The organism is Ensifer sp. CCNWLY38 (genome assembly GCF_037120565.1).
Taxonomy (GTDB): domain Bacteria; phylum Pseudomonadota; class Alphaproteobacteria; order Rhizobiales; family Rhizobiaceae; genus Ensifer; species Ensifer adhaerens_H.
Genome location: NZ_JBBBBO010000005.1, coordinates 321,084 through 345,914, shown reverse-complemented (window position 1 = coordinate 345,914; position 24,831 = coordinate 321,084). Strand labels below are relative to the sequence as shown.

The following is a 24,831-nucleotide window of genomic DNA, read 5'->3' as shown; positions in this document are numbered from 1 at the left end:
TGGCGCGGCTGATCGCTAGAGCGCGGCTGCCGCTTGCAACCGGGGCTGGAACGCGGCATCCGCGTCCATGGCCAGATCGAACACCGTATGCCTTTCGAGCGCCTTGGTCACCTCGCCCGCCTCGCCCTCAAGGGCTTCCGGTGGGATCAGGTTGCCGATGCGGAAATCGAAGAGATCGCCCTTCTTGTTGAGCAACTCGTGGAACACGGTCATGTCGCGCAATTCCGTCGACCATTTGGCGAACCAGTAGAACAGGCCGGAATTGCGGGCGCTCATGTGCACCGGCAGGATCGGCAGGCCGTATTTGCGCGCAAAACCCACCGCAGACGTCTTCCACGGCCGCTCGTTGAGGCAGCCGTCCGCCCAGTAGGCGATGCGCCCGGATGGGAACAGCACCGTCGCCTTGCCCTCGCCGATCGCGCGGTTGGTCACCTGCAGCGTCTCGCGGGCCTTCAACTTGCTCTTGTGCTCCTCGCGCCATTCGACGGGAATGACCATCTCGACAAAGCGCGGGTTGACGCGGATGGCGTCGCGGTTGGCGAAGAACATCATGTCCGGCCGCCGTGTCTTGAGCAGGTCGAAAACAGCGATACCGTCGGCAATGCCGGTCGGATGGTTGCTGACGAGCAGGAAGCCGCCCCTGGCCGGAATGCGCTCGGCCCGGTCGACCCGCACCTCCAGCGAGAGAAGCGAACTCAGATGTTCGAAGGCGTGGAAGCCGGGCATGTTGGCGACCGCATCGGCGAACTCGTGCGCCTTGCGGTAGTTCAGCAATGCGTAGAGAAAAGGTCGCATCAACGGCCACATCGGGCTCTTGACGATGCGCTGCCCGCGCTCGGCAATCAGGGTGTCGACGATGTGACCAGGTTTTCCCTGTGAGACCAGGGCGATTACTTCAGCAAAATGCGCGAATCCGTTCACCGAATCCCGTCCCACCATAGTCCGATCCGATTCTTTCCGGCTGACCATCGCAATTCTATATGATCGAAGAATGACAGATTCCAAGGGCGCATTAGCAAAAACATAAGATGCGTCAGGGCATTGTCGCCGATGGACCAACTTGGGAAGCGACAATGAACGAGCTCCTCGTCATCGGCCATCCGGAACTCCTTGCCGAACGCCAACGTTGGCTCGATGGGCTCATGCGGGAGCGCCGCCTCTCCGACAACACCGTCGAGGCCTATGAGCGCGACACCCGTCAATTCCTGACATTCCTGACCGGCCATCTGGCCGGACCGCCGCGCCTTTCCGACATCCGGACGCTGAGGCCCGCGGATCTGCGCGGCTTCCTCGCCCAGCGCCGCAAGGGTGGCGCCGGCGCACGCACGCTCGGCCGTGGCCTCGCCGGCTTGCGCTCCTTCCTGCGCTTTCTCGAACGCAATGGCCTTGCGAACGCAGCAGGCGCGGCAGCAGTGCGCTCGCCGAAACAGCCGAAATCGCTTCCGAAGCCGCTGACCGACCGAGAGGCGCTGAACGTCGTGACCTCGGAGGCGCAGCTTGCCGAGGAGCCCTGGATCGCCGCGCGCAATGCCGCGGTGCTGACCCTGCTCTATGGCTGCGGCCTGCGCATTTCCGAAGCGCTCGGGCTGACATCGGGCGATTTCGCCGGCACGCCCTCGTCGCTGCGCATCATCGGCAAAGGCGGCAAGACGCGGCTCGTGCCTCTGATACAGGCTGCGCGTGAAGCCGTCGCCGCCTATATCAAACTCTGCCCCTATCAGCCGCCTGCCGATGAACCGTTGTTTCGTGGTGCCCGTGGCGCCAAGCTGCAGCCGGCAATCATCCAGCGGGAAATGCAGAAGCTGCGCGGCGCCCTCGGCCTGCCGGACACGGCAACACCGCATGCGCTGCGACACTCCTTCGCCACCCATCTGCTCGCCGGCGGCGGCGATCTGCGAACCATCCAGGAACTGCTCGGCCACGCCAGCCTGTCGACCACGCAGGTCTATACCGGTGTCGATTCCGCACGGCTGCTGGAAATCTACGATCGCGCCCATCCGCGCGCCTGATTTTCGGCGAAACGATGGATTAACCATGCCCTTTAAGGAAGCCGTGACCGGCCCGGCCCTAGGGTTCTGCAACGACCGTCCGCCGTCGGGGAACAATGATGACCGCCTTTGCGAGACCTGATCGAAACCTGCCCCGCGACCTGCTTGCGCGGGTCGCCGACGGTACACTTTGGCTGATTGCCCTCTTGCACGTCGTTCTTGCCGCCAGCCTCGTCGTTGCACTCTTCTTCGTCGCGGAAGCCGATGCGCAGGAAGCCGAATGCGGCGGTTCGAATGTGCTGACCGCCCTTGCCAAGTCGGATCCGACCAAATTCGCCGCACTCGAAGCGGAAGCCGCCGCGGTGCCGAACGGCAAGGGCATCTTCTGGAAGATCGAGAAGGACGGCATCGCAGCCTCCTGGCTGCTCGGCACCATGCACGTCACCGATCCGCGCGTGCTGGCGCTTCCGGCCGAAGCGCCGGCCGCTTTCGCGGCGGCCTCGACCGTCATCGTCGAATCGGACGAGATCGTCGACGAGAAGAAATCGGCGGCCGCGATCCTGATGCGGCCCGACCTCACCATGTTCCCGGACAACAAGACGATCGCCGATTTCCTGAAGCCCGGCGACCGCGAACAGCTCGAAGCGGGCCTCAAAGCCCGCGGCATTCCGCTGACGCTCGTTGCGCGCATGAAACCCTGGATGATCGCGAGCTTCGTCGCTTTGCCCGCCTGCGAGATCAGCCGCAAGGCGACCGGCGCCTCCTTCCTCGACAAGAAAATTGCCGAGGATGCGGTCAATCAGGGCAAGACGCTCAGGGGCCTGGAGACGCTGATCGAGCAGCTCGCGGCGATGGATTCGCTTCCGACCGAACTGCACCTGCGCGCGCTCATCGAGACGCTGGCGCTCGGCAAGACGATCGAGGACGTCTTCGCGACAATGACCGATCTCTACCTTTCCGGCGACACCGGCATGATCATGCCGATGATGAGATCCGTTTCCGACAAGGGCACAGCGGAGGATTTCGGCTATGCCGATTTCGAGCAGCGCATCATCGTCGACCGCAACAAGACGATGGCGACACGCGCCGAACCGATCCTGAAGGACGGCGGCGCTTTCATGGCCGTCGGTGCGCTGCATCTGCCGGGCAACGAAGGCCTGGTCGAACTGCTGCGTGCCCAGGGCTTCACGGTCACGCGCGCCAACTGACTAGCGGGCGTTCAAGCCGGAGACTGATTAGCCAATCTGACCGCCCGGACCCGCCACCCGGGCCAGAAGCGTCGGCACGATCACCTTGTGAAACGGTGTCACCGCCGCCAGGTAAACTCGCCCGAGCGCATTGTGCCGCCGGACGAGGGTGGTGACGCCGACGATCTGGTTGACCGCGGATCCTGCCCTGACATCGACGACGATGCGAAAATCGAGATGCTTGTCGTCGAAACCGAGCACCACTTCGTCATCGCTTTTCGAAAGCACCGGAAATGCCCCGACCAGCCCGAAGCGACCCGGTTTCGGCGCTGCCGATTTCAGGCCAACGAGCGAGACCACGCGGTTGCGCAGGCGCAGCAGTTCGCGAATCCATCGCGGCGAACGGCCAAGCGAACGTTCGGCCGCTTCCGCGGCGGTCACGCCCTTGCCGTCGAGCGCGAGCTCGAAACGGTCGGCCCAATCGGCGTGCGGTAGATGCCGGTTCGGTAACGAGGTGGCCACGGCTCTCGGTTTCATGTTTCCTCCTGACGCCACGGCGTCGCTGGTCCTTTGAAACATGATTGCGCCCTCCGTCGTGCCTGGACAGGAGACCGCTTGTCGCAGCCCTCGGTCCAATCGTCACACCCAGTCTGCCGCAGGGGCCGTCATTCGCCGATGCGGCGGGCCCCTTCCCTTCGCGCCGACAAGCTGCATAACTCAAGCTGAACGTTACAAATTCTGGAGATGGACATGGAAACCAGCCACGACACACGCGAACTCGAAATGGTCGTGCTGATGACGCCGGACATGGCGAATTTCAGCGGCAAGGTCCACGGCGGTGCGCTGCTCAATCTCCTCGACCGCGTGGCGTTCTCATGCGCCTCGCGCTATTCGCAGCAATATGCGGTGACGCTCTCTGTCGACCAGGTGACCTTCCGCCAGCCGATCCATGTCGGCGAGCTCGTCACCTTCCGCGCCGCCGTCAACAATGCCGGCCGCACCTCGATGGAAATCGGTATCCGCGTCGAGGCCGAGAACATCAGGAGTGGCGAGCGGCGCCACACCAATTCCTGTTACTTCACCATGGTCGCGGTCGATGCAGACGGTAGCCCTACGCCCGTTCCTGCCCTTGTCACCGACACCGTCGACCGCAAGCGTCGGCAGCGCGCGGCCGAAGCGCGACGCAGCCTGCGACGCGAGTTCGAGGAGCGCTTCCACGCGCTCCGATCTGCGTCTGAAGAGTGAGCGATCGCTTGCATAGGACGTGAAACATCGGCAGCGATAAGGTCAGCGAGCGCTGACACAAGACAGGCAGCCGACAGGCTGCGACAACAGCACACGGCTGGAACGAGGGGGCCGCTTGCCGCAGCCCCCTCGCAGGATTCTTACATGTGGATCGGCTTGAAGAAGGTCGAAAGAGCCGCTTCCTTGACCGCTTCCGACATGGTCGGGTGCGCATGGCAGGTGCGGCCGAGGTCTTCCGACGAACCGCCGAACTCCATCAGCACGGCGATTTCGTGGATCATCTCGCCGGCGCCGAAGCCGACGATGTGGCCGCCGAGAACCCGGTCGGTTTCCTTGTCGGCGAGGATCTTGACGAAGCCGTCGGTGGCAAGCATGGCGCGCGCGCGGCCATTGGCTGTGAAGGGGAACTTGCCGACCTTGTAGGCGACGCCTGCAGCCTTCAGCTCTTCCTCGGTCTTTCCGACGGAGGCGATTTCCGGCTGGGTGTAGACGACGCTCGGGATGACGTCGTAATTCACATGCCCGGCCTGACCGGCGAGGATTTCGGCAACCGCGACACCCTCGTCCTCCGCCTTGTGGGCGAGCATCGGGCCGCGCACGACGTCACCGATCGCGTAGATGCCGGTAACGCTCGTCTGGTAGTGATGGTCGATCTCGACGCAGCCGCGCTGGTCCATGACGACGCCGGCCTTATCGAGGCCAAGGCCGTCGGTGTAAGGCTTGCGGCCGGTGGCGATCAGCACCACGTCGGCATCGAGCGTCACGGCGTCGCCGCCCTTGACCGGCTCGAAGGTCACCTTGGCGCCCTTGCCGTCCTTGACGACACCCGTCACCTTGGCGCCGAGCTTGAAGTCCATGCCTTGCTTGGCGAGCATGCGCTGGAACTGCTTGGCAACTTCACCGTCCATGCCGCCGAGGATGCTATCGAGATATTCGACGACCGTGACCTTGGCGCCGAGCCGGGCCCAGACCGAGCCGAGCTCGAGGCCGATGACACCGCCGCCAACGACGATCATGTTGGCCGGGACCTTTTCGAGCGCGATGCCGCCGGTCGACGAGATGATCACCTTCTCGTCGATGTCGACCTGAACGCCCGGAATGCCGGCGACGTCGGAGCCGGTGGCGATCACGATGTTCTTGGTTTCGAGGATCTGCTCCTCGCCCTTGTCGTTGGTGACCGAGACCTTGCCCTGGCCGAGCACCTTGCCGGTGCCCTGGATGCCGTCGATCTTGTTCTTCTTGAACAGAAACGAGACGCCCTCGACGTTGGACTTAACGGTCGCGTCCTTGTGGGCCATCATCTTTTCGAGGTTCAGCTTCGGTGCTGCGACTTCGACGCCAAGCGCGTCGACGCCATGGGCGACCTGATGGAACACCTCGGACGCATGCAGCAGTGCCTTGGACGGGATGCAGCCGATGTTGAGGCAGGTACCGCCATAGGTGGCGCGCTTCTCGACGACAGCCACTTTCAGACCAAGCTGAGCCGCCTTGATGGCGCAGACATAGCCGCCGGGGCCGCTGCCGATAACGATGAGATCATAAGCCATTAGAATATCCTTCTTTCAGGGCGGTTACCGCCCGCCGCTGACATTGAGAATTGCCCCCGTCACATAAGTCGCCTTGTCTGACAGGAGGTAGAGAACCGCGTCAGCGACTTCCTCGGCCGTGCCGGGTCGCTGAACGGGAATGGTGGGGGCGAGATCGCGCGCCCGGTCCGGCAGGCCGCCGGAGGCATGGATCTCGGTATCGATGACGCCGGGACGGATCGCATTGACGCGAATGCCCTCGGTCGCAACCTCGCGCGCTAGGCCGATGGTGAAGGTGTCGATCGCACCCTTCGAGGCGGCGTAGTCGACATATTGCGCCGGCGAGCCGAGCACGGCTGCGGCCGAGGAGATGTTGACGATGGCGCCGCCGTAGCCGCCGTACCGCGTGGACATGCGCCGAACAGCTTCCGCGGCGCAGCGGATGGAGCCGGTGACGTTGATGCGGAACATCCGCTCCAGCCGATCGACCGACATCTCGTCGATCCGTGCGGTCGGCCCGACGATTCCGGCATTGTTGACGAGGCCATCCAGCCGGCCGAAGGCCGCATCGACGGCGGTAAACATCGCCTGGATATCCGCCTCGGAGCCGACGTCACCCTGAACCGCGATCGCCGTGCCGCCGACCGCTTCGATCGCGCTGACAACCGCATCTGCCGCATCACGGTTCGTCGCGTAGTTGACTGCGACACGCCAGCCGGCTTTCGCCGCGGCGACACAAACAGCCGCGCCGATGCCGCGGCTACCGCCTGTCACGAGAAGAACGGGGCCTGCGCTCATGCGGCGCATCCCTTGAGGGTGAAAGAATCCCAGCTGTCGGCCTCGGCCTTGCCCTTGCCCCAGGCGCTCGACGCTCTGAGGGAAGGCCCGAAATCGGGAAGCAGCACCTGCTCGGCCGCTGGCTCGGCTTCACCAGGGATCTCGCTGATCGCACCGGCCTTGTCGAGCGCATAGACGACGCCCTGCCACACCGTGCAGGCGCGCAATTCCTCGCCGGTCGCGTCACCCTCCGGGCAATTGTGCATGATCAGCCCCGTGGCGCGTTCCGGCTCGCCCGCCGGCATCACGACGCCGTCGAGCAGAAGCCCGGGTTTGAGCACCGCCACCTTGAAGTGGTTGCTGGTCGCCGCACTTGCCGAGCCCACCGGCTCGAAGCGCAGCTCATAGCCGCCGTCACGATCGGCGTAAATCGCGTGCGACTGCTTGCAGTCGGCAGCGATCGCCGGCGCGGCAAGCGCAGTGCAGAACAGCATCAAGGCGAGGCGACCAAGAACCATGATCAGGCGGCCTTCTCCGTCGCGAGCTTCAGGCCGAGCGCAATGAAAACGACGCCGCTGGCGCGGTCGATCCACTTGCTGGCGCGGGTGAAGGCGGCGCGCATGCGCGGCGTCGTCATGAACAGGCTGACGCCGACGAACCAGAGGATCAGGCACGAGGCCATGACGAGGCCATAACCGAACTTGATGAGGATCGGCGTGTGGGCGCTGACGACGGTCGAGAAGATCGACAGGAAGAAGAATACCGGCTTGGGGTTGAGCGCATTGGCTGCAAAGCCGAGGCCGAAAGCCTTGGCGGCCGACTGCCCCTTGGCCGGCTCATTGCCTTGCGTCCGCTCGACCTTGATCTCCGTCTGGCCGGCGCGCAGCGCCTTGATGCCGATATAGATCAGGTAAGCGACGCCGCACCATTTGACGATGTTGAAGAGGTAGATCGACTGCGAAATGATCAGCCCCAGACCGAGGATCGTGTAAGTCACATGGAACATCAGCGACGTGCCGATACCGAAGGACGTGATGATGGCAGGACGGCGGCCGTGCACGATCGACTGGCGCATGACCATGGCCAGATCGGCGCCGGGAGAGACGATGGCGAAGGCAAAGATCGCCATCAGCGATGCGAGTTCTAGGAGATATTGGCTCATGATTGTGCGACCGGTGCGTTGAAGGCCCAGACGTGGCCGAAGGGATCCTGGATGCGCGCGTAGCGTGCGTGCCAGAAGGTATCCTGCGGCTCCAGAACTGTCGATGCCCCGGCGGCGATCGCCCGGTCATAGGCTGCATCGACGTCAGCGGCATCAGGCAGATTGATGTTGATGGCGACGCTCGCGCCACCGACCGTCTTCGGCGAAAGAACGCTCGAGCCGAATTCGGGAAATTCGTCGTGCAGCATGATCTCGCCGCCGAAAAGCGCGAGATTGGAATGCATCACGCGCTTGCGATCCTCCGCCAGCTGGCAAAAGGTGTGTTGGGCACCGAAGGCCTTCTCGTAGAAGGCGATCGCTGCCATGCCGTCCTTGACGCAGAGATGCACCTGGATCGGCGGAACATTTGGTTCGGATGCCATGCCAGTTCCTCCGTTCAGATCAGAATACCCGCAAACATCAGCAGGAGCCCGACCGCCGAAACGGTCCAGACAGCGGAGCGAACCAATCCGAGGCCGCCAATATAAATCGGCAGGTAGGCGGCTCTTGCCCAGAACCAGATCCCCACGCCCCATTGGGTGAGCGGTCCGCTCCGTCCGGAGAATTCTATCACGACCGCAAGGGCGATGAAGACCGGATAGGTCTCGTGAAAATTGCGCAGCGCCCTTCCCGCCCGCCCGGTAAAGACATTAGGCTCCGGCACGACGTCGCGATTGGTATCAGCTTCGATGACGCCGTGCTGCAGGCGGTAGGCGCCCGCCTGCGCCATCATATAGGCGAAGGCGAGAACGGCACTCCAGAGCAGATAGGTCAGTTCGAACGACATCGATGCGATCCGGAGAAGCGCGGCGCAGAAAGAAGCGGGGGCTGCAATCGCCCCCGCCCAACTCTTAGAGATCGAGGACCAGACGCTCCGGATCCTCGAGGCTTTCCTTGACGCGGACGAGGAAGGTGACGGCTTCCTTGCCGTCGACGATGCGGTGATCGTACGAAAGCGCGAGGTACATCATCGGGCGGATGACGACCTGGCCGCCGATGGCGACCGGACGGTCCTGGATCTTGTGCATGCCGAGAATGCCCGACTGCGGCGCATTCAGGATCGGCGAGGACATCAGCGAACCGTAGACGCCGCCGTTGGAGATGGTGAAGGTACCGCCCTGCATGTCGGCCATCGACAGCGCGCCATCACGCGCAGCCTTGCCGAGACGGCCGATGTCCTTCTCGATCTCGGCGATCGACATCTGGTCGGCATCGCGCACGATCGGAACGACAAGACCCTTGTCCGTGCCGACAGCGACGCCGATGTGGCAGTAGTTCTTGTAGATAATATCGGTGCCGTCGATCTCGGCGTTAACAGCCGGGATTTCCTTCAGCGCGTGGGTCACGGCCTTGGTGAAAAAGCCCATGAAGCCGAGCTTCACGCCATGCTTCTTCTCGAAGATGTCCTTGTACTTGTTGCGCAGCGACATGACGGCGCTCATGTCCACCTCGTTGTAGGTGGTGAGCATGGCGGCGGTGTTCTGCGCATCCTTGAGGCGCTTGGCGATCGTCTGGCGCAGGCGGGTCATCTTGACGCGCTCTTCGCGCACGACATCTTCTGCCGTCGACGGCGCACGGGCCTGGACCTTCGCCGGCTCTGCGGCGGCAGGGGTCGAGATGCCCTTGGCGACGGCAGCAAGCACATCACCCTTCAGCACCTGGCCACGCTTGCCGGAGCCATCGAGCTGATCGGCCGACAGGTTGTTTTCGGCAAGCAGCTTCGCGGCAGCCGGTGCCGGCGGCATCGACGAGGCAGCGGCAGCCGGGGCAGCCGGAGCGGCAGCGGCCGGCTCGGCCTTCTTTTCGGCAGCAGCGGCCGGAGCGGCCGCAGCAGCGCCAGCAGCACCAGCGGCGATCTGGCCGAGCAGCGCGCCGAGACCGACGGTCTCGCCGGCCTGTGCGACGATTTCGGAAAGCGTGCCAGCGGCTGGCGCCGGCACTTCGATCGTCACCTTGTCGGTTTCGAGTTCGAGCAGGGGCTCATCGACCTTGATGGCATCGCCGACCTTCTTGAACCAGGTGCCGACGGTCGCTTCGCTGACGGATTCGCCGAGGGTGGGAACGCGGATTTCTGTTGCCATGATTTTTGTTCCGTTGATCAGATATCTGTTTCTATTGGCTCAGAGCGTGGGGAGCGTCAGCCCCCCAGCGCGTCCTCGAGGAAGGCGGCAAGCTGCGCCTGGTGCTTCGACATCAGACCCGTTGCCGGCGAGGCGGCAGCCGGACGGCCGGTGTAGCGCACGCGCTGATACTTGGCGTCGATATGGGCGAGAACCCATTCGAGGTAGGGATCGATGAACGACCAGGCGCCCATGTTTTTCGGCTCTTCCTGGCACCAGACCATCTCCGCGTTGCGGAAGCGGCTGAGTTCGTTGATCAGCGCCTTGGCCGGGAACGGATAGAGCTGTTCGACGCGCAGCAGGTAGACGTCGTCGATACCGCGCTTCTCGCGCTCTTCGAGCAGATCGTAGTAGACCTTGCCGGAGCAGAGCACGACGCGACGGATCTTCGAATCCTTCTGCAGCTTGATCGGGCCATCCTTGATCACTTCGGCGTCATCCCACAGCAGGCGGTGGAACGAGCTTTCGCCAGCCATTTCCGACAGGCTGGAGACCGCACGCTTGTGACGCAGCAGCGACTTCGGCGTCATCAGGATCAGCGGCTTGCGGAAGTCGCGCTTTACCTGGCGGCGCAGGATGTGGAAGTAGTTCGCCGGCGTCGTGACGTTGGCGACCTGCATGTTGTCTTCCGCGCAGAGCTGCAGGAAGCGTTCGAGGCGGGCGGACGAGTGCTCCGGACCCTGACCTTCATAGCCGTGCGGCAGCAGGCAGACGAGACCCGACATGCGCAGCCACTTGCGTTCGCCCGACGAGATGAACTGGTCGAAGACGACCTGTGCACCGTTGGCGAAGTCGCCGAACTGAGCTTCCCAAAGCGTCAGCGCGTTCGGACGGGCAAGCGAATAGCCGTATTCGAAGCCGAGGACCGCTTCTTCCGAGAGCATCGAGTTGATGACTTCGTAGCGGGCCTGGGTCGGCGACAGGTTCGCGAGCGGGATATAGCGCTCTTCGCTCTGCTGATCGTAGAGCACCGAATGGCGTTGCGAGAAGGTGCCGCGTTCGCAGTCCTGACCCGACAGACGGATCTTGGTGCCTTCCGTGACCAGCGTGCCGAAGGCGAGTGCCTCGGCCATGGCCCAGTCGACGCCTTCGCCGGTCTGGATCATGTTGGCGCGGCTTTCCATGAAGCGCTGGATCGTGCGGTGCGCGTTGAAGCCTGCCGGGATCTCGGAGATCTTGCGGCCGACTTCCTTGAGCTGCTTCATCGGCACCGAGGTCTTGCCGCGACGCTGTTCGTCCTGGTTGTCGGCCGAGCGAAGACCCGACCAGACACCATCCAGCCAGTCGGCCTTGTTGGGCTTGTAGGACTGGCCAGCCTCGAACTCCTGCTCGAGATGGGCGCGCCAATCGGCCTTCATCTTCTCGACTTCGCCTTCCGACATCAGGCCTTCGGCGACCAGGCGGTCGGAGTAGAGCTGAACGACGGTCTTGTGGGCGCGGATGACCTTGTACATCTTCGGCTGCGTGAACGCAGGCTCGTCGCCTTCGTTATGGCCGAAGCGGCGGTAGCAGAACATGTCGATGACGACCGGCTTGTGGAACTTCATCCGGAATTCGGTCGCGATCTTGGCCGCATAGACGACGCCTTCCGGGTCGTCGCCGTTGACGTGGAAGATCGGCGCTTCGATCATCTTGGCGACGTCGGACGGATAGGGCGACGAACGCGAGAAGGCCGGATTGGTGGTGAAGCCGATCTGGTTGTTGATGATGAAGTGGACGGTGCCGGCAACGCGGTGACCGCGCAGGCCGGAGAGGCCGAGGATTTCAGCAATCACGCCCTGGCCGGCAAAGGCGGCGTCGCCATGCAGCAAGAGCGGCATGACCTTCGAGCGTTCACGCAGCGGAATGATGTCGCCTTCGAAGACTGTCGCCATCTGGTCCTGCTTGGCGCGGGCCTTGCCCATGACAACAGGGTTGACGATTTCGAGGTGCGAGGGGTTCGCGGTCAGCGACAGGTGAACCTTGTTGCCATCGAATTCGCGGTCCGAGGAAGCGCCGAGGTGGTACTTCACGTCGCCCGAACCTTCGACCTCGTCAGGCGCGTAGGAGCCGCCCTTGAACTCGTGGAAGATGGCGCGGTGCGGCTTGGCCATCACCTGGGACAGCACGTTCAAGCGGCCGCGGTGGGCCATGCCGAGCACGATTTCCTTGAGGCCTTCCTGGCCGCCGCGCTTGATGATCTGCTCAAGTGCCGGGATCAGCGATTCGCCGCCGTCGAGACCAAAGCGCTTGGTGCCCTTGTACTTGACGTCGATGAACTGCTCGAAGCCTTCCGACTCGATCAGCTTCTGCAGGATCGCCTTCTTGCCCTCGGGCGTGAACTCGACGCCCTTGTCCGGTCCTTCGATGCGCTCCTGGATCCAGGCCTTCTCTTCCGGGTTGGACATGTGCATGAATTCGACGCCGATCGTCGAGCAGTAGGTGCGCTCGAGGATTTCGACCATTTCGCGAATGCTCGCGTATTCGAGGCCAAGCACGTTGTCGATGAAGATCTTGCGGTCGAGATCCTTCTCCTCAAACCCGTAGTTCGAGGGCGAAAGCTCGTTGTAGTCCTCGACCGGGGCAGCAAGGCCGAGCGGATCGAGCTTGGCATGCAGGTGGCCACGGGCGCGATAGGCGCGGATCATCATGATGGCGCGGACGGAATCGCGCGTCGCCTGAAGGATATCTGCCTCGCTCACGGCAGTGCCGGTGGCGACGGCGGCTTCCTCAGCCTTCGCCTTGACCTTCTTCTCGATGACCTTTTCGACCGTGCCCCAGTCGCCGTCGAGCGCGGAGACGAGTTCGCCATTGGCCGGGATCGGCCAGTTGTTCTTTTTCCAGGAGGCGCCCTTGGCTGCCTTCACCACATCTTCCGGCCGGTCGGCGAGCACCTTGAAGAAGGCCTGCCATTCGGCCGAGACGGACGCCGGGTCCGTTTCATAGCGTGCTTGGAGCTGCTCGATATAGGCGGCGTTGGCGCCGTCCAGAAACGAAGTGAGCTGGAATTGCTCGTTGGCCTCTTGCCTTGTCATGGTCTCACGCGGACTGTTCTGTCCGCCTCCTGACTGAAGTTGGGTTGCCGGGTATCCCGGTCGTTCATGTTCGTTCGGCGCGTTGGCGCCTGGTGTTCCTACGGCGCCGCGCATCGAAAGGACGCGCTAAAAGCACCGTGGCACTACAATCTGCCGCGTATCCTGATCTTCAATCAGCCAAGGAAATACGCGGTAGGCAGGCTTGCCAGGGCCGGATCGTTCCGGCCCCGGTCGTCATTCGATCATCAGCCCTTGAGGACTTCGACCAGCGTCTTGCCGAGACGGGCCGGCGACGGCGACACGCGGATGCCTGCCTGCTCCATCGCAGCGATCTTGGATTCCGCATCGCCCTTGCCGCCGGAAACGACGGCGCCGGCGTGACCCATGGTGCGGCCCTTCGGCGCGGTACGGCCCGCGATGAAGCCGGCCATCGGCTTCTTGCGGCCCTTCTTGGCCTCGTCGATGAGGAACTGCGCCGCGTCCTCTTCGGCCGAGCCGCCGATTTCGCCGATCATGATGATCGAGGTCGTGGCCTCATCCGCCAGGAACATCTCCAGCACGTCGATGAACTCGGTGCCCTTGACGGGGTCGCCGCCGATGCCGACGGCCGTCGTCTGGCCGAGACCTTCGTTGGAGGTCTGGAACACGGCTTCATAGGTCAGCGTGCCGGAACGCGAGACGATGCCGACCGAACCCTTGCGGAAGATCGAGCCCGGCATGATGCCGATCTTGCATTCTTCCGGCGTCAGGATACCGGGGCAGTTCGGGCCGAGCAGGCGCGACTTGGAGCGGTCGAGACGAGCCTTGACGCGCACCATGTCGGCAACCGGGATGCCTTCGGTGATGCAGGTGATGAACGGGATTTCCGCGTCGATCGCTTCGATGATCGCGTCCGCGGCGCCTGCCGGCGGAACATAGATCACGGATGCGTCCGCACCGGTCTTTTCACGGCCTTCGGCAACCGACGCGAAGATCGGCAGGGTTTCGCCCTTGGAGCCGGTCCAGGTTTCGCCGCCCTTCTTCGGGTGAATGCCGCCGACCATCTGCGTGCCATAATAGGCAAGCGCCTGTTCGGTGTGGAAGGTGCCGGTCTTGCCGGTCAGGCCCTGTACGAGGACCTTGGTGTTCTTATTGACGAGAATCGACATGAGGTCTGGTCCTTCAGTTAGCCGTTGATCGCGGCGACGATCTTCTTGGCAGCGTCATCCAGATCGTCGGCGGCGGTGATCGCCAGGCCGGATTCGTTCAGGATCTTCTTGCCAAGCTCGACATTCGTGCCTTCGAGACGAACGACCAGCGGAACCTTGAGGCCGACTTCCTGCACGGCCGCAACGACACCTTCAGCGATGACATCGCACTTCATGATGCCGCCGAAGATGTTGACGAGGATACCCTCGACCTTCGGGTCGGCGGTGATGATCTTGAAGGCTGCCGCGACCTTCTCCTTGCCGGCGCCGCCGCCGACGTCGCAGAAGTTCGCCGGCTCCTTGCCGTAGAGCTTGATGATGTCCATCGTCGCCATGGCAAGACCCGCGCCGTTGACCATGCAGCCGATGTTGCCGTCGAGCGCCACATAGGCGAGGTCCCACTTGGAGGCTTCGATTTCCTTGGCGTCTTCTTCGGTTTCGTCGCGCAGTGCCTTGATGTCGTCGTGGCGGAACAGGGCGTTGCCGTCGAACGAGACCTTGGCATCGAGAACGCGCACGCGGCCGTTCTTCATGACGATCAGCGGGTTGATCTCGAGCAGGCTCATGTCCTTCTCGACAAAGGCCTTGTAGAGGATCGGGAAGAGCTTTTCGGCGTCAGCCTTGGCTTCGCCTTCGAGCTTCAGGGCCGAGGTGAGCTTGGCGAGATCAGCGGCGGTGACGCCAGCTTCCGGGTTGATCGCGACGTTGACGATCTTTTCCGGCGTGTCGTGCGCAACAGCCTCGATGTCCATGCCGCCTTCCGTCGAAACGACGAAGGCAACCTGGCCGACCGAGCGGTCGACGAGCAGCGACAGATAGAGTTCGCGATCGATGTCGGCGCCGTCCTCGATGTAGAGGCGGTTCACCTGCTTGCCGGCAGGGCCGGTCTGCGCGGTGACGAGCGTATTGCCGAGCATTTCCTTGGCATGAGACTTGGCTTCATCGATCGAGAAGGCAAGACGAACGCCACCCTTGGCGTCGGCGGAAAGTTCCTTGAACTTGCCCTTGCCGCGGCCGCCGGCATGGATCTGGCTCTTGACGACGTAGAGCGGGCCCGGGAGCTTCCTGGCAGCGGCTTCAGCTTCATCGGCGGAGAAGATCGCAACGCCTTCCGCAACCGGTGCGCCATAGCTCTTCAGCAGAGCCTTGGCCTGATATTCATGAATGTTCATGGTGTTTTTCCTGTCTGGAGCATTCTGCAGACAGGTGAGACACCTGCCGTCGCACAAATGCGGCAAAAACAAAGAGGTTGAGCGGATGCCAGCATCCGCTCAACGGGACGCGATTACTGCTTCAGGCTCGGCGCAATGCCGATGCAGGCTTCGCAAAGACCGGCGACCGAAGCGACCGACTTGTCGAACGCTTCCTTCTCGGCCTTGTTGAGATCGATCTCGATGATGCGCTCGACGCCACCGGCACCGATGACCGTGGGAACGCCGACATACATGTCCTTGACGCCGTACTGGCCGGTCAGGTGCGCGGCGCAGGGCAGAACACGCTTCTTGTCCTTGAGGTAGGCTTCCGCCATTTCGATCGCCGAGGCGGCCGGAGCGTAGTAGGCCGAACCGGTCTTGAGCAGGCCGACGATTTCGGCGCCGCCGTCACGGGTGCGCTGGACGATTTCTTCAAGGCGCTCCTTGGTGACCCAGCCCATCTGCACGAGGTCGGTCAGCGGGATGCCGGCAACGGTCGAGTAGCGGGCGAGCGGCACCATGGTGTCGCCGTGGCCGCCGAGAACGAAGGCGGTGACATCCTGGACCGAAACGTTGAATTCCTGGGAGAGGAACAGGCGGAAGCGCGCGCTGTCGAGAACGCCGGCCATGCCGACGACCTTGTTCTTCGGCAGGCCCGAGAACTTCTGCAGCGCCCAGACCATGGCGTCGAGCGGGTTGGTGATGCAGATGACGAAGGCGTTCGGAGCGTATTTCTTGATGCCGGCGCCGACCTGTTCCATGACTTTGAGGTTGATGCCGAGCAGATCGTCGCGGCTCATGCCGGGCTTGCGGGCAACGCCGGCAGTGACGATGCAGACATCGGCGCCTTCGATGGCGGCGTAGTCGCTGGCACCGGTCAGGTTCACGTCGAAACCTTCGACCGGGGAGGACTGGCCGATGTCGAGACCCTTGCCCTGGGGGATGCCGTCAGCGATGTCGAAGAGGACGATGTCGCCCAGTTCCTTCAGACCGGCGAGATGCGCCAGCGTGCCACCAATCATCCCTGAACCGATAAGTGCGATCTTGTTGCGAGCCATGAAAGTGCTTCCTTTGTGATCCCAATATGATCAAGGCCTGAAACGCGGCAAACGCCAAACCTTCGCCGAAAGCCATTAAACGGCAAATGGTAAAATATCAAACGATACTTTTGGATGAAGCAATTTCAATCGGTTAGATCATAAAAGTCTTACGTAAACGTAAGACTTTCCGTCACGACCGCGTCACGAAACAACGCGATTGGCGGGGTGCTCGGCGGCATATTCCTCACTTTGCATCTCGATCAGACGCGAAACCGTACGGTCGAACTCGAAGCCTTCCGTACCCTTCTTCTGGGTCAGGAGATCCTGCGGCTCGGCCGCGGCCGAAGCAAACAATCGGGCGCCATTGTCGTAGAGCGTGTCAACCAGGAGGATGAAGCGCTTGGTCTCGTTGCGCATATGCGGACCGAGATGCGGCACGTGATCGACGAAGATCGTCGAGTAACGTTCGAGGATCGCCAGATAATCGGCGGCACCCAGTGGCTGCTGGCAGAGATCGGCGAACGCAAAGCGGGCGCTCTGCCCGGCGGCGGCCGGCACATGGATCTTGCGGCCCTTGCGCGGCACTTCGGCCGGAGCAACAGCCTCGTTGCGGGTTTCCCGCATCCAGGCGCGCGCCATCGCCGCATCCGCCTCCGGGCCGAGCGGCGAGAGCCACACCGGGCTGCCATCCGTCTTCGTCAGGCGATAGTCCGTGTCCGTATCCAGGGAAATGACCTCGGCATTCGCCTTGAGCAGATCGATGAAGGGCAGGAACAGGCCGCGATTGAGACCGTCGCGGTAGAGATCGTCAGGCGCCACGTTCGACGTCGCGATCAGCACGCAGCCCTTTGCGAAAAGCTCGCCGAAGAGCCGCCCAAGGATCATCGCGTCGGCAATATCGGTCACCGAAAACTCGTCGAAGCAGAGCAGCCGGGCCTCGCCGAAAAGCTCCGAGGCGACGGGCGGGATCGGATCGGCCTGTTTCGTCTCGCCGTTCTTCAGCTTCTGGCGGTGCTTGTAGATGCGCTCGTGCACATCGGCCATGAATTCGTGGAAATGCGCCCGACGCTTGCGCTGGATCGGCACCGTGTCGAAGAACAGGTCCATCAGCATGGTCTTGCCACGCCCGACGCCACCATGGATGTAGAGACCCTTTACCGGCGGATGGTCCTTCTTGCGCGAGGCGAACAGCCAACCGAGCGCATTGGTCTTGCGCGACGGACGGCTGGCGAGCAGCTCGGCGGAAAGATGATCGAAACGCCGCGCAATCGTAAACTGTGCGGGGTCGCGCTTGCGCTCGCCACTCGTAACGAGCGCTTCGAGCTTGCGGTAGATACTGTCGTCAGGATTGAGCACGTCTCACCCGAGAGGAGCCGGAAAACAAAAGCCCGGCGCGAGACCGGGCTGGAAAAGCGTCAGCGGCTGAGGCTGACCGGCTGGCCGCCATTGGTCGAGCCGTCGAAGCGGGCATCGGCCGTCTTGTAAAGGCGGGCGATGGCGTTGCCGCTGCGGTCCTTGAGAACCACCTGCTTGCCGGCCACTTCCCAGGATCCCATGGTCGTCAGCTCGCCGGCGCAGCCGCGGGTGCCGCCGCGCGAGCCGGAGCCGAGATTGGTAAGCGTCAGGAACATGTCGCAGGAGCTGCCGGCGCTCGATACGCGCCAGTTGCCGACCATCGATTCCTTGGTGACGTCAAGGCCGCCGCCTGCCGCCGCAGCGACCTGCGTGCCGGGCTGCTGAACAGCGCCACCGGCTACCGCCGTGCCGCTCGCCGGTGCAGCCGGGAATTGCGAGGTGTTGCCGCTCGGCGCCGGAAGCTGGTTCGACGAAACCGAGGGAACCGGTGCGGCCTGGATGGGAGCGGGTGAAACATCCTGGGAACCGAAACCGCCCATCGATGTTCTTTGGCATCCGGTCAGCGCAAGCACAACCGCCAGCCCCGCCGCCGCATGAATAACCCGCATATCCCTACTCCTGTTCGTGTCCGCGAACCATGATGCAACGCGATAATATAGGCCGAAATACAGCAAATCCACCTGACAAATCAAGCGACGACGATTCCTTGCGACCTGTTGCAGGATTGAAACGTCCTGACAAGACGCATGCTCGGCGCGGTCATCGCCACATTGCCAATCACCTATCCCCTGTCGCCGCGGCACAATCACGAATTGTCGATCGCAGTTTCACCGATGACTTCAAAAAGAAAACGGCGAGCCAAGGCTCGCCGTCTCCTGAACTTCGTTTCCAATCCGGCCTATCAGACGCGGCGCTCGACCAGCATCTTCTTGATTTCGCCGATCGCCTTCGCCGGGTTCAGGCCCTTCGGACAGGCCTGGGCGCAGTTCATGATCGTGTGGCAGCGGTAGAGGCGGAAGGGGTCCTCGAGATTGTCGAGACGCTCGCCGGTCGCTTCGTCGCGGCTGTCGATCAGCCAGCGATAGGCCTGCAGCAGCACGGCCGGACCGAGGTAGCGGTCGCCGTTCCACCAGTAGCTCGGACAGGAGGTCGAGCAGCAGGCGCACAGAATGCACTCGTAGAGGCCGTCGAGTTTCAGGCGGTCCTCGTGGCTCTGCTTCCATTCCTTGGCCGGTGTCGGCGACACCGTCTTCAGCCACGGCTCGATCGAACGGTGCTGGGCGTAGAAGTTGGTGAGGTCCGGCACCAGGTCCTTGACGACGGGCATGTGCGGCAGCGGATAGACCTTCACCGCGCCCTTCACCTCGTCCATGCCCTTGGTGCAGGCGAGCGTGTTGGTGCCGTCGATGTTCATGGCGCAGGAACCGCAGATGCCTTCGCGGCAGGAGCGGCGCAGCGTCAGCGTCGGGTCGATCTTGTTCTTGATGTAGAGCAGACCATCAAGCACCATCGGGCCGCAATCGTCGACATCAATGTAGAAGGTGTCGATGCGCGGATTGGCACCGTCATCCGGGTTCCAGCGGTAGATGCGGTATTCGCGAACGTTGGTCGCGCCCTGCGGCTTCGGCCAGACCTTGCCTTCCGTCATCTGCGAATTCTTGGGGAGAGCGAGTTCAACCATGATAAAATCCTAGCTTGCCGACAGGAATTCCGTTTTCACGAAACCCTTGCAACCACCGAAAGCCGCGTTGCTCGCGCGCACATAGGCGACCGATCCTTCGCGCTTTATGACTTCGGCCTTGGTACCCGGCCGAACAATGCATTCCAAATTCGGCGACATGAACTGATTGCCAATCACGAGCGACGAACGAGCACCACGAGCCGCCTTGACCGTCTTCCAGACGCCGACCTCGTTGCTCGTCGCAGCACCCACGCCACCGGGAGCACGCAATTCATAGCGCTCGGCCGCCAAGGCGGACGAGGCGACCAGAAAGCTGCCAACGATGAGAGTGAAGCCGAAACGTGTTCTCATCGTCAGTACACACGAGCCTTTGGCTCGATCTTCTTGGGATCGATGCCGTCGGCAATCAGGTCGGTATGGACAGGGCGGTAGTCGAGCTTGACGTCGCCGGCCTCGTTGACCCAGGCGAGCGTGTGCTTGCGCCAGTTGACGTCGTCGCGGCCGCCGAGCGGGCCTTCGGTGAAGTCCTCGCGGGCGTGCGAACCACGGCTCTCCTTACGCGCTTCGGCGCCATAGATCGTCGTGATAGCGTTGGCCATGAGGTTTTCGAGTTCCAGCGTCTCGACGAGGTCGGAGTTCCAGATCATCGAGCGGTCGGTGACCTTGATGTCGGGCAGTTCCTTCCAGATCGCCGAGATGCGCTTGCAGCCCGATTCCAGCGATTCCTGGGTGCGGAACACGGCCGCGTCGTCCTGCATGGCGCGCTGCATCTTTTCGCGCAGCACCGCCGTCGGCGTGCTGCCGTTGGCGTTCCGCAGGCGGTCGAAGCGGTCCATGATCCGGTCGCAGGCGGCCTTGTTGAGCTCCGGCATCGCCTCGTTGCGGTCGATCACCTGACCGGCGCGGATGGCAGCGGCGCGGCCGAAGACCACGAGGTCGATCAGCGAGTTGGAACCGAGACGGTTGGCGCCGTGCACCGAGGCGCAGCCGGCTTCGCCCACCGCCATCAGGCCGGGCGCGATGCGTTCCGGGTTTTGGGCATCGGCGTTCAGCACTTCGCCCCAGTAGTTGGTCGGCACGCCGCCCATGTTGTAGTGCACCGTCGGCAGAACCGGGATCGGCTCGCGCGTCACGTCGACGCCGGCAAAGATCTTCGCCGATTCCGAGATGCCCGGCAGACGCTCGTGCAGGACGGCCGGATCCAGGTGGTCGAGGTGCAGGAAGATGTGGTCCTTGTTCTTGCCGACGCCGCGGCCTTCGCGGATTTCCATCGTCATGCAGCGCGAAACGACGTCACGCGAGGCAAGGTCCTTGGCCGACGGCGCGTAACGCTCCATGAAGCGCTCGCCTTCGGAGTTGACGAGGTAACCGCCTTCGCCGCGCGCGCCTTCGGTGATCAGGCAGCCCGCGCCGTAGATGCCGGTCGGGTGGAACTGGACGAATTCCATGTCCTGCAGCGGCAGGCCGGCGCGGGCGATCATGCCGCCGCCGTCGCCGGTGCAGGTGTGCGCCGAGGTTGCCGAGAAATAGGCGCGGCCGTAACCGCCGGTCGCCAGCACCACCATCTTGGCGGAGAAGCGATGGATCGTGCCGTCGTCGAGGTTCCAGGCGACGACGCCGGTGCAGCGGCCGTCATCCGACATGATCAGGTCAAGTGCGAAATACTCGATGAAGAACTCGGCGTTGTTCTTGAGCGACTGGCCATAGAGCGTGTGCAGGATCGCGTGGCCGGTACGGTCGGCAGCCGCACAGGTGCGCTGCACCGGCGGGCCTTCGCCGTAATTCTGCATGTGGCCGCCGAACGGCCGCTGGTAGATCTTGCCTTCCGCGTTGCGCGAGAAGGGCACGCCGTAGTGCTCGAGCTCATAGACCGCCTTCGGCGCTTCCATGGCGAGGTACTGCATGGCGTCGACGTCGCCGAGCCAGTCGGAACCCTTGACGGTGTCGTAGAGGTGCCACTGCCAGCTGTCCGGCGTCATGTTCTGCAGCGAGGCGGCGATGCCGCCCTGGGCGGCAACCGTGTGCGAGCGCGTCGGGAAGACCTTGGTGATGCAGGCGGTCTTCAGACCTTGCTCCGCCATGCCGAGGGTCGCACGCAAGCCCGCGCCGCCGGCGCCTACGACAACGACGTCGAAGGCGTGGTCGACATATTGATAGGCCTTGCCGTTTGCAGCGGGTGAACTGTTCGATGCCATGGCGAAATTACCCTGCAAAAGCGATCTTCAGGATGGCGAAAAGACAGAGCCCGCCAACCGCGATCGTGAAAAATGTGTTGAGCATGAGAAGGACGATCTTCATGCCTTCGCCGTGCACGTAGTCCTCGATGATCACCTGCATGCCGAGCCGCATGTGGATGAGGCCCGAGAGCACGACGAGCGCCATGACGACCGCAACGAAGGGGTTCGCAAGCGCGGCGACGACATCCGCGTGCGGGGCGCCGGCGTAGCGAACGAGGAAGATAACGAAGAAGATCAACAGCGGAACGTTGGCGACCGCCGTCAGGCGCTGGCGCCAGAAGTGGTCCGTGCCTTCCTTGGCCGAACCGAGGCCGCGAACCTTGCCGAGAGGTGTGCGCATATCCATGGATGTCTTTCCTCTCAGTTAGCGGACGAGATAGCCGACCACCCAGATCAGCAGCGTCAGCGCCACCGAACAGACGATCGTCGCCTTGGCCATTTTGGTGGCGAAGTGCTTCTCGTAGCCATAGCCGAGGTCCCACATGAAGTGGCGCAAGCCGCCGAGCATGTGGTGCACCAGCGCCCAGGTATAACCAAAGAGCACCAGCTTGCCGATCAGCGTGCCGAACAGCCAGCTGACCCAGTCGTAGTAGGCCGCACCCGATGCGGCTGCGATCAGCCACCAGGCAACGAGGATGGTGCCGAAGTAGAGCGCGCCGCCGGTGATGCGGTGCACAATGGACATCACCATTGTCGGGATCGGCTTATAGATTTGAAGATGCGGCGACAGCGGCCGGCTTCTTGTGACATCCGTCATCGGAACCTCACGGAAATGCCCGGATTTACGCCCAAAAAACTGGACGATTTTAGTCCGGTATCGCACCTGATTGTGCGCAATTCAGTCCTTCGGACCTTTAATCACCATATTGCTTAACGACAAGTGTGTTTGCAGTGCAAAATCAATTTAATCGATTAGACGAATTGCGCCATTTTCCAGCCTGCCGGAGACATGCGCATCCGTTAACGATAGCCGCAAAAAGCCAAGCAATTCCGTGACTTTCCCGCGAAAGTGGGCGAGAGTGATCTTAACCAATTGTTAAGCGTCATCCGGAGGGCGAACAGAATGACTTTGTTCAAGGCAATCCATGCGACCAAAGTGCTAGCGCTCGCCGGCCTGGTCATCGCCACGACCTGCATCCCCTTGGAGGCCCGCGACTGGGGCGGAGCACGCGGCGTTCAGACGCGAACCAACCATGTCCGCATATATCAAGGTCGCCCCGGTCCGCGCTACGAGTTCGGCGGCATGGGCTACCGCAACGGCTGGAACCGCAATCGCATGCCCCGTCGCGACTGGATGGCCAACAACGGTCTGCCGGACGTGAACACCCGCACCCGGCACGTTCGCCTTCCCCGATACCGCCCCTATCCCGGCTCCTACGCCGGGCGCTGGGAGCATCGCGGCGGATGGGTTCGTGACAGGGCAGGCAACGACATCTGGACATCCGGAGGCCGCCGCCACGATGGTCGCCGCATCGCCAACGGACTGCCGGAAGTCGAGACACGTACGCGGCATGTTCGCCTCCCGCAGTATCGCCCATATTCCGGCCCCTATGTCGAACGTTGGGGAAGCGGCGGCGGATGGGTTCGCGACAGGGCTGGCCGCGAGATCTGGACGTCCGGCGGCCAGGGCCGCGACTATCGCCAGAGCTACTATGGCGGCGATGCATATCCAGACATCATTCCGGGCATCGGCACCTATGTCGGCGGCATTTCCGCCTATGTGGATCTCGGCAACGGCATCTACTTCAACCAGGAAGGCGACTACGGTTATGCCGATGACAGTGCGTACGCGGCGCCGCCGCAGACAAAACGCGGCAAGATCATCAACGTCACACCGCAGACGATGAACGGCTCCTGCGCCTATGAACACGGCGTCTGCGTGATCCGGCGATAGTCACGGCGCTGCCAGCCGGCACAGCGCCGTCACACGCCCATGGTGCCGATGATGGCGCCCATTGCCAGAAGCACCAGCAACCAGTGTCCGCCGTCGATCAGCGACAGGTCCCAGCCGAAACCCTGGTAGCGATGGTTGACGATGAGCGTCGTCGCGACGAAGCCGAGCCAGAGGAAGAAGGCCGAGACGACGCCGTTGGCGAGCGTGACCTCGCCCGGCCCGAGGTGGCCGACGACGCCGGCGACCATGGTCGCCATCACCAGTTCAGAGACGAAGGAAATGGCAAAGAGAACCGGCGACATTTGCGCAGCCGCGGGATCGATGCGCGCCGCCTTCATCCAGGGTCTGCCGAGAACGCCGTAATAGATGGCGCCGATGACGAAGGCTGCGATGGCGGCGATCAGCACCGCCAGATAGTTCATGCCCGCAAATGCCATGTTCGTTCCCCCGTTTTTGCGGGGATTGGAATCGAAGGCCTTTGGGCTGTCAACTGTCCGTGTTCGCAGTGCCCCCGAAACGCCAGACGGTCGTACGCTTGACCTCGCTGTCCTCCAGCGCGCGGGTCACGGGAACCTCGTAGGTGGCAAGGGCCGTCATCAACTCGCGCGGGCAATAGGAACGGCCGGGGTCGCCGACGATCACCGTCGCCCCCTTCGCCGCCAGATCCGAAAACCACGGTTTCAGCCGGTAGGCAAAAGCCTTGTCGTAGAAGACGTCGCCGGCGAGGTAGACATCGGCCCCAAGATCGCGACCGGTCACGTCCTCGTCCGTATAGGAAAGGGCGACGCCGTTGAGTGCGGCATTGAGCCGGACTGCCGTTTTCGCCCAGGGATCGATATCGGCGGCAAGAACCGAAGCCGCCCCCGCCTTCATCGCGGCGATTGCCACTAGGCCCGAACCGGAGGCGAAGTCGACGACCTGCCTGCCGCGCACCGTCTCGGGATGATCAAGGATGTAGCGGGCAAGCCCCTGCCCGCCGGCCCAGGCAAAGGCCCAGAACGGCGGCGGCAGGCCGATCTCCTGCAATTCCTCCTCGGTCTTCAACCAGAGCTCATGCGCCTCGGTTGCCAGATGCAGGCGCACCTCCGGCACATGCGGCGGCGAAAGCACGCCGGTATTGGCGAGGATGAAACTTTCCGGATCGGTCTTCACGAAAACTCTCCGAGCCTATCCGAAAGGCGAAGG

The 24,831-nt window shown here is 62.9% G+C and carries 26 protein-coding genes; 4 read left to right on the top strand and 22 right to left on the bottom strand.

Features of this window, described 5'->3' with window-relative positions:
- Window positions 1-15 precede the first annotated feature (15 nt).
- Window positions 16-939, bottom strand: a complete 924-nt coding sequence (locus tag V7S54_RS13695) for a GNAT family N-acetyltransferase (protein WP_065374186.1) — start codon at window positions 937-939, stop codon at window positions 16-18.
- Window positions 940-1,073: 134 nt separating this feature from the next.
- Between V7S54_RS13695 and V7S54_RS13690 the strand changes: the two genes are divergently transcribed.
- Window positions 1,074-2,009, top strand: coding sequence for a tyrosine recombinase XerC (locus V7S54_RS13690; RefSeq protein ID WP_065374185.1), 936 nt, complete (start codon window positions 1,074-1,076; stop codon window positions 2,007-2,009).
- A 98-nt stretch (window positions 2,010-2,107) separates the two neighbouring features.
- Entirely contained in the window at window positions 2,108-3,196 is a 1,089-nt protein-coding gene (locus V7S54_RS13685) for a TraB/GumN family protein (protein ID WP_065374184.1), read from the top strand.
- 27 nt (window positions 3,197-3,223) lie between these two features.
- Here the strand turns inward: V7S54_RS13685 and V7S54_RS13680 are convergent, their stop codons facing one another.
- The gene (locus tag V7S54_RS13680; protein ID WP_065374183.1) at window positions 3,224-3,712 is read right to left on the bottom strand and encodes a DUF2867 domain-containing protein; all 489 of its coding nucleotides are present in this window, start codon (window positions 3,710-3,712) and stop codon (window positions 3,224-3,226) included.
- Window positions 3,713-3,925: 213 nt separating this feature from the next.
- Here V7S54_RS13680 and V7S54_RS13675 point away from each other — a divergent pair, with 213 nt between their 5' ends.
- Window positions 3,926-4,420 (top strand): acyl-CoA thioesterase, encoded by a 495-nt coding sequence (locus tag V7S54_RS13675; RefSeq protein ID WP_065374182.1) that lies wholly within the window; start codon window positions 3,926-3,928, stop codon window positions 4,418-4,420.
- 140 nt (window positions 4,421-4,560) lie between these two features.
- Here V7S54_RS13675 and lpdA read toward each other — a convergent pair whose 3' ends face one another.
- From lpdA to sdhC, 18 genes are all read right to left on the bottom strand, one after another.
- Window positions 4,561-5,967, bottom strand: a complete 1,407-nt coding sequence (lpdA, locus tag V7S54_RS13670; protein ID WP_065374181.1) for a dihydrolipoyl dehydrogenase — start codon at window positions 5,965-5,967, stop codon at window positions 4,561-4,563.
- A gap of 24 nt (window positions 5,968-5,991) precedes the next feature.
- Window positions 5,992-6,744 (bottom strand): SDR family oxidoreductase, encoded by a 753-nt coding sequence (locus tag V7S54_RS13665; RefSeq protein WP_065374180.1) that lies wholly within the window; start codon window positions 6,742-6,744, stop codon window positions 5,992-5,994.
- Entirely contained in the window at window positions 6,741-7,241 is a 501-nt protein-coding gene (locus tag V7S54_RS13660) for a hypothetical protein (RefSeq protein ID WP_336408443.1), read from the bottom strand. Before V7S54_RS13660 ends, V7S54_RS13665 begins: the two co-directional genes overlap by 4 nt.
- Before the next feature lie 2 nt (window positions 7,242-7,243).
- Complete coding sequence (locus tag V7S54_RS13655) at window positions 7,244-7,885, bottom strand: LysE family translocator (RefSeq protein WP_065374178.1); 642 nt, start codon at window positions 7,883-7,885, stop codon at window positions 7,244-7,246.
- Complete coding sequence (locus V7S54_RS13650; protein ID WP_065374177.1) at window positions 7,882-8,307, bottom strand: VOC family protein; 426 nt, start codon at window positions 8,305-8,307, stop codon at window positions 7,882-7,884. The genes V7S54_RS13655 and V7S54_RS13650 overlap by 4 nt, the downstream gene beginning before the upstream one ends.
- 14 nt (window positions 8,308-8,321) lie before the next feature.
- Window positions 8,322-8,711 (bottom strand): MAPEG family protein, encoded by a 390-nt coding sequence (locus V7S54_RS13645; RefSeq protein ID WP_065374176.1) that lies wholly within the window; start codon window positions 8,709-8,711, stop codon window positions 8,322-8,324.
- 64 nt (window positions 8,712-8,775) lie between these two features.
- Window positions 8,776-10,005: a 2-oxoglutarate dehydrogenase complex dihydrolipoyllysine-residue succinyltransferase gene (gene odhB / locus V7S54_RS13640; protein WP_065374175.1), complete on the bottom strand. Its 1,230-nt coding sequence runs from the start codon at window positions 10,003-10,005 to the stop codon at window positions 8,776-8,778.
- 56 nt (window positions 10,006-10,061) lie between these two features.
- Complete coding sequence (locus V7S54_RS13635) at window positions 10,062-13,058, bottom strand: 2-oxoglutarate dehydrogenase E1 component (protein ID WP_065374174.1); 2,997 nt, start codon at window positions 13,056-13,058, stop codon at window positions 10,062-10,064.
- A gap of 245 nt (window positions 13,059-13,303) precedes the next feature.
- Window positions 13,304-14,206, bottom strand: a complete 903-nt coding sequence (sucD, locus tag V7S54_RS13630; protein ID WP_058321727.1) for a succinate--CoA ligase subunit alpha — start codon at window positions 14,204-14,206, stop codon at window positions 13,304-13,306.
- A 17-nt stretch (window positions 14,207-14,223) separates the two neighbouring features.
- Window positions 14,224-15,417, bottom strand: coding sequence for an ADP-forming succinate--CoA ligase subunit beta (gene sucC, locus V7S54_RS13625; RefSeq protein WP_065374173.1), 1,194 nt, complete (start codon window positions 15,415-15,417; stop codon window positions 14,224-14,226).
- Between the two features lie 113 nt (window positions 15,418-15,530).
- Window positions 15,531-16,496 (bottom strand): malate dehydrogenase, encoded by a 966-nt coding sequence (mdh, locus tag V7S54_RS13620; protein WP_065374172.1) that lies wholly within the window; start codon window positions 16,494-16,496, stop codon window positions 15,531-15,533.
- A gap of 183 nt (window positions 16,497-16,679) precedes the next feature.
- Window positions 16,680-17,834: a cell division protein ZapE gene (zapE, locus tag V7S54_RS13615; protein ID WP_065374171.1), complete on the bottom strand. Its 1,155-nt coding sequence runs from the start codon at window positions 17,832-17,834 to the stop codon at window positions 16,680-16,682.
- Between the two features lie 59 nt (window positions 17,835-17,893).
- Window positions 17,894-18,442 (bottom strand): protease inhibitor Inh/omp19 family protein, encoded by a 549-nt coding sequence (locus V7S54_RS13610; RefSeq protein ID WP_065374170.1) that lies wholly within the window; start codon window positions 18,440-18,442, stop codon window positions 17,894-17,896.
- 293 nt (window positions 18,443-18,735) lie between these two features.
- Window positions 18,736-19,515: a succinate dehydrogenase iron-sulfur subunit gene (locus V7S54_RS13605; protein ID WP_065374169.1), complete on the bottom strand. Its 780-nt coding sequence runs from the start codon at window positions 19,513-19,515 to the stop codon at window positions 18,736-18,738.
- Between the two features lie 9 nt (window positions 19,516-19,524).
- Entirely contained in the window at window positions 19,525-19,866 is a 342-nt protein-coding gene (locus V7S54_RS13600; RefSeq protein ID WP_065374168.1) for a succinate dehydrogenase, read from the bottom strand.
- A gap of 2 nt (window positions 19,867-19,868) precedes the next feature.
- Entirely contained in the window at window positions 19,869-21,710 is a 1,842-nt protein-coding gene (gene sdhA / locus V7S54_RS13595; protein ID WP_065374167.1) for a succinate dehydrogenase flavoprotein subunit, read from the bottom strand.
- A gap of 7 nt (window positions 21,711-21,717) precedes the next feature.
- Complete coding sequence (sdhD, locus tag V7S54_RS13590; protein WP_058321723.1) at window positions 21,718-22,098, bottom strand: succinate dehydrogenase, hydrophobic membrane anchor protein; 381 nt, start codon at window positions 22,096-22,098, stop codon at window positions 21,718-21,720.
- 18 nt (window positions 22,099-22,116) lie between these two features.
- Window positions 22,117-22,509, bottom strand: a complete 393-nt coding sequence (sdhC, locus tag V7S54_RS13585; RefSeq protein WP_065374166.1) for a succinate dehydrogenase, cytochrome b556 subunit — start codon at window positions 22,507-22,509, stop codon at window positions 22,117-22,119.
- Between the two features lie 306 nt (window positions 22,510-22,815).
- Here sdhC and V7S54_RS13580 point away from each other — a divergent pair, with 306 nt between their 5' ends.
- Entirely contained in the window at window positions 22,816-23,646 is an 831-nt protein-coding gene (locus V7S54_RS13580; protein WP_065374165.1) for a hypothetical protein, read from the top strand.
- Between the two features lie 29 nt (window positions 23,647-23,675).
- Here the strand turns inward: V7S54_RS13580 and V7S54_RS13575 are convergent, their stop codons facing one another.
- Together V7S54_RS13575 and V7S54_RS13570 are read right to left on the bottom strand one after the other, a co-directional pair.
- Window positions 23,676-24,083, bottom strand: coding sequence for a DUF1761 domain-containing protein (locus V7S54_RS13575; RefSeq protein ID WP_065374164.1), 408 nt, complete (start codon window positions 24,081-24,083; stop codon window positions 23,676-23,678).
- Window positions 24,084-24,132: 49 nt separating this feature from the next.
- A complete protein-coding gene (locus V7S54_RS13570; RefSeq protein WP_336408444.1) occupies window positions 24,133-24,798 on the bottom strand; it encodes a class I SAM-dependent methyltransferase in 666 nt (221 codons plus the stop codon).
- Between the last annotated feature and the right edge of the window lie 33 nt (window positions 24,799-24,831).

Coding starts and splice junctions, on each gene's coding strand:
- V7S54_RS13690 (WP_065374185.1), top strand. CDS start 1,074: ATGAACGAGCTCCTCGTCATCGGCCATCCGGAACTCCTTGCCGAACGC.
- V7S54_RS13650 (WP_065374177.1), bottom strand. CDS start 8,307: ATGGCATCCGAACCAAATGTTCCGCCGATCCAGGTGCATCTCTGCGTC.
- mdh (WP_065374172.1), bottom strand. CDS start 16,496: ATGGCTCGCAACAAGATCGCACTTATCGGTTCAGGGATGATTGGTGGC.
- sucD (WP_058321727.1), bottom strand. CDS start 14,206: ATGTCGATTCTCGTCAATAAGAACACCAAGGTCCTCGTACAGGGCCTG.
- V7S54_RS13580 (WP_065374165.1), top strand. CDS start 22,816: ATGACTTTGTTCAAGGCAATCCATGCGACCAAAGTGCTAGCGCTCGCC.
- sdhC (WP_065374166.1), bottom strand. CDS start 22,509: ATGACGGATGTCACAAGAAGCCGGCCGCTGTCGCCGCATCTTCAAATC.
- V7S54_RS13665 (WP_065374180.1), bottom strand. CDS start 6,744: ATGAGCGCAGGCCCCGTTCTTCTCGTGACAGGCGGTAGCCGCGGCATC.
- V7S54_RS13605 (WP_065374169.1), bottom strand. CDS start 19,515: ATGGTTGAACTCGCTCTCCCCAAGAATTCGCAGATGACGGAAGGCAAG.
- sdhA (WP_065374167.1), bottom strand. CDS start 21,710: ATGGCATCGAACAGTTCACCCGCTGCAAACGGCAAGGCCTATCAATAT.
- V7S54_RS13645 (WP_065374176.1), bottom strand. CDS start 8,711: ATGTCGTTCGAACTGACCTATCTGCTCTGGAGTGCCGTTCTCGCCTTC.
- V7S54_RS13655 (WP_065374178.1), bottom strand. CDS start 7,885: ATGAGCCAATATCTCCTAGAACTCGCATCGCTGATGGCGATCTTTGCC.
- V7S54_RS13660 (WP_336408443.1), bottom strand. CDS start 7,241: ATGGTTCTTGGTCGCCTCGCCTTGATGCTGTTCTGCACTGCGCTTGCC.
- lpdA (WP_065374181.1), bottom strand. CDS start 5,967: ATGGCTTATGATCTCATCGTTATCGGCAGCGGCCCCGGCGGCTATGTC.
- V7S54_RS13610 (WP_065374170.1), bottom strand. CDS start 18,442: ATGCGGGTTATTCATGCGGCGGCGGGGCTGGCGGTTGTGCTTGCGCTG.
- V7S54_RS13695 (WP_065374186.1), bottom strand. CDS start 939: ATGGTGGGACGGGATTCGGTGAACGGATTCGCGCATTTTGCTGAAGTA.
- odhB (WP_065374175.1), bottom strand. CDS start 10,005: ATGGCAACAGAAATCCGCGTTCCCACCCTCGGCGAATCCGTCAGCGAA.
- V7S54_RS13575 (WP_065374164.1), bottom strand. CDS start 24,083: ATGGCATTTGCGGGCATGAACTATCTGGCGGTGCTGATCGCCGCCATC.
- V7S54_RS13675 (WP_065374182.1), top strand. CDS start 3,926: ATGGAAACCAGCCACGACACACGCGAACTCGAAATGGTCGTGCTGATG.
- V7S54_RS13600 (WP_065374168.1), bottom strand. CDS start 19,866: ATGAGAACACGTTTCGGCTTCACTCTCATCGTTGGCAGCTTTCTGGTC.
- sdhD (WP_058321723.1), bottom strand. CDS start 22,098: ATGGATATGCGCACACCTCTCGGCAAGGTTCGCGGCCTCGGTTCGGCC.
- V7S54_RS13635 (WP_065374174.1), bottom strand. CDS start 13,058: ATGACAAGGCAAGAGGCCAACGAGCAATTCCAGCTCACTTCGTTTCTG.
- sucC (WP_065374173.1), bottom strand. CDS start 15,417: ATGAACATTCATGAATATCAGGCCAAGGCTCTGCTGAAGAGCTATGGC.
- V7S54_RS13680 (WP_065374183.1), bottom strand. CDS start 3,712: ATGAAACCGAGAGCCGTGGCCACCTCGTTACCGAACCGGCATCTACCG.
- V7S54_RS13685 (WP_065374184.1), top strand. CDS start 2,108: ATGACCGCCTTTGCGAGACCTGATCGAAACCTGCCCCGCGACCTGCTT.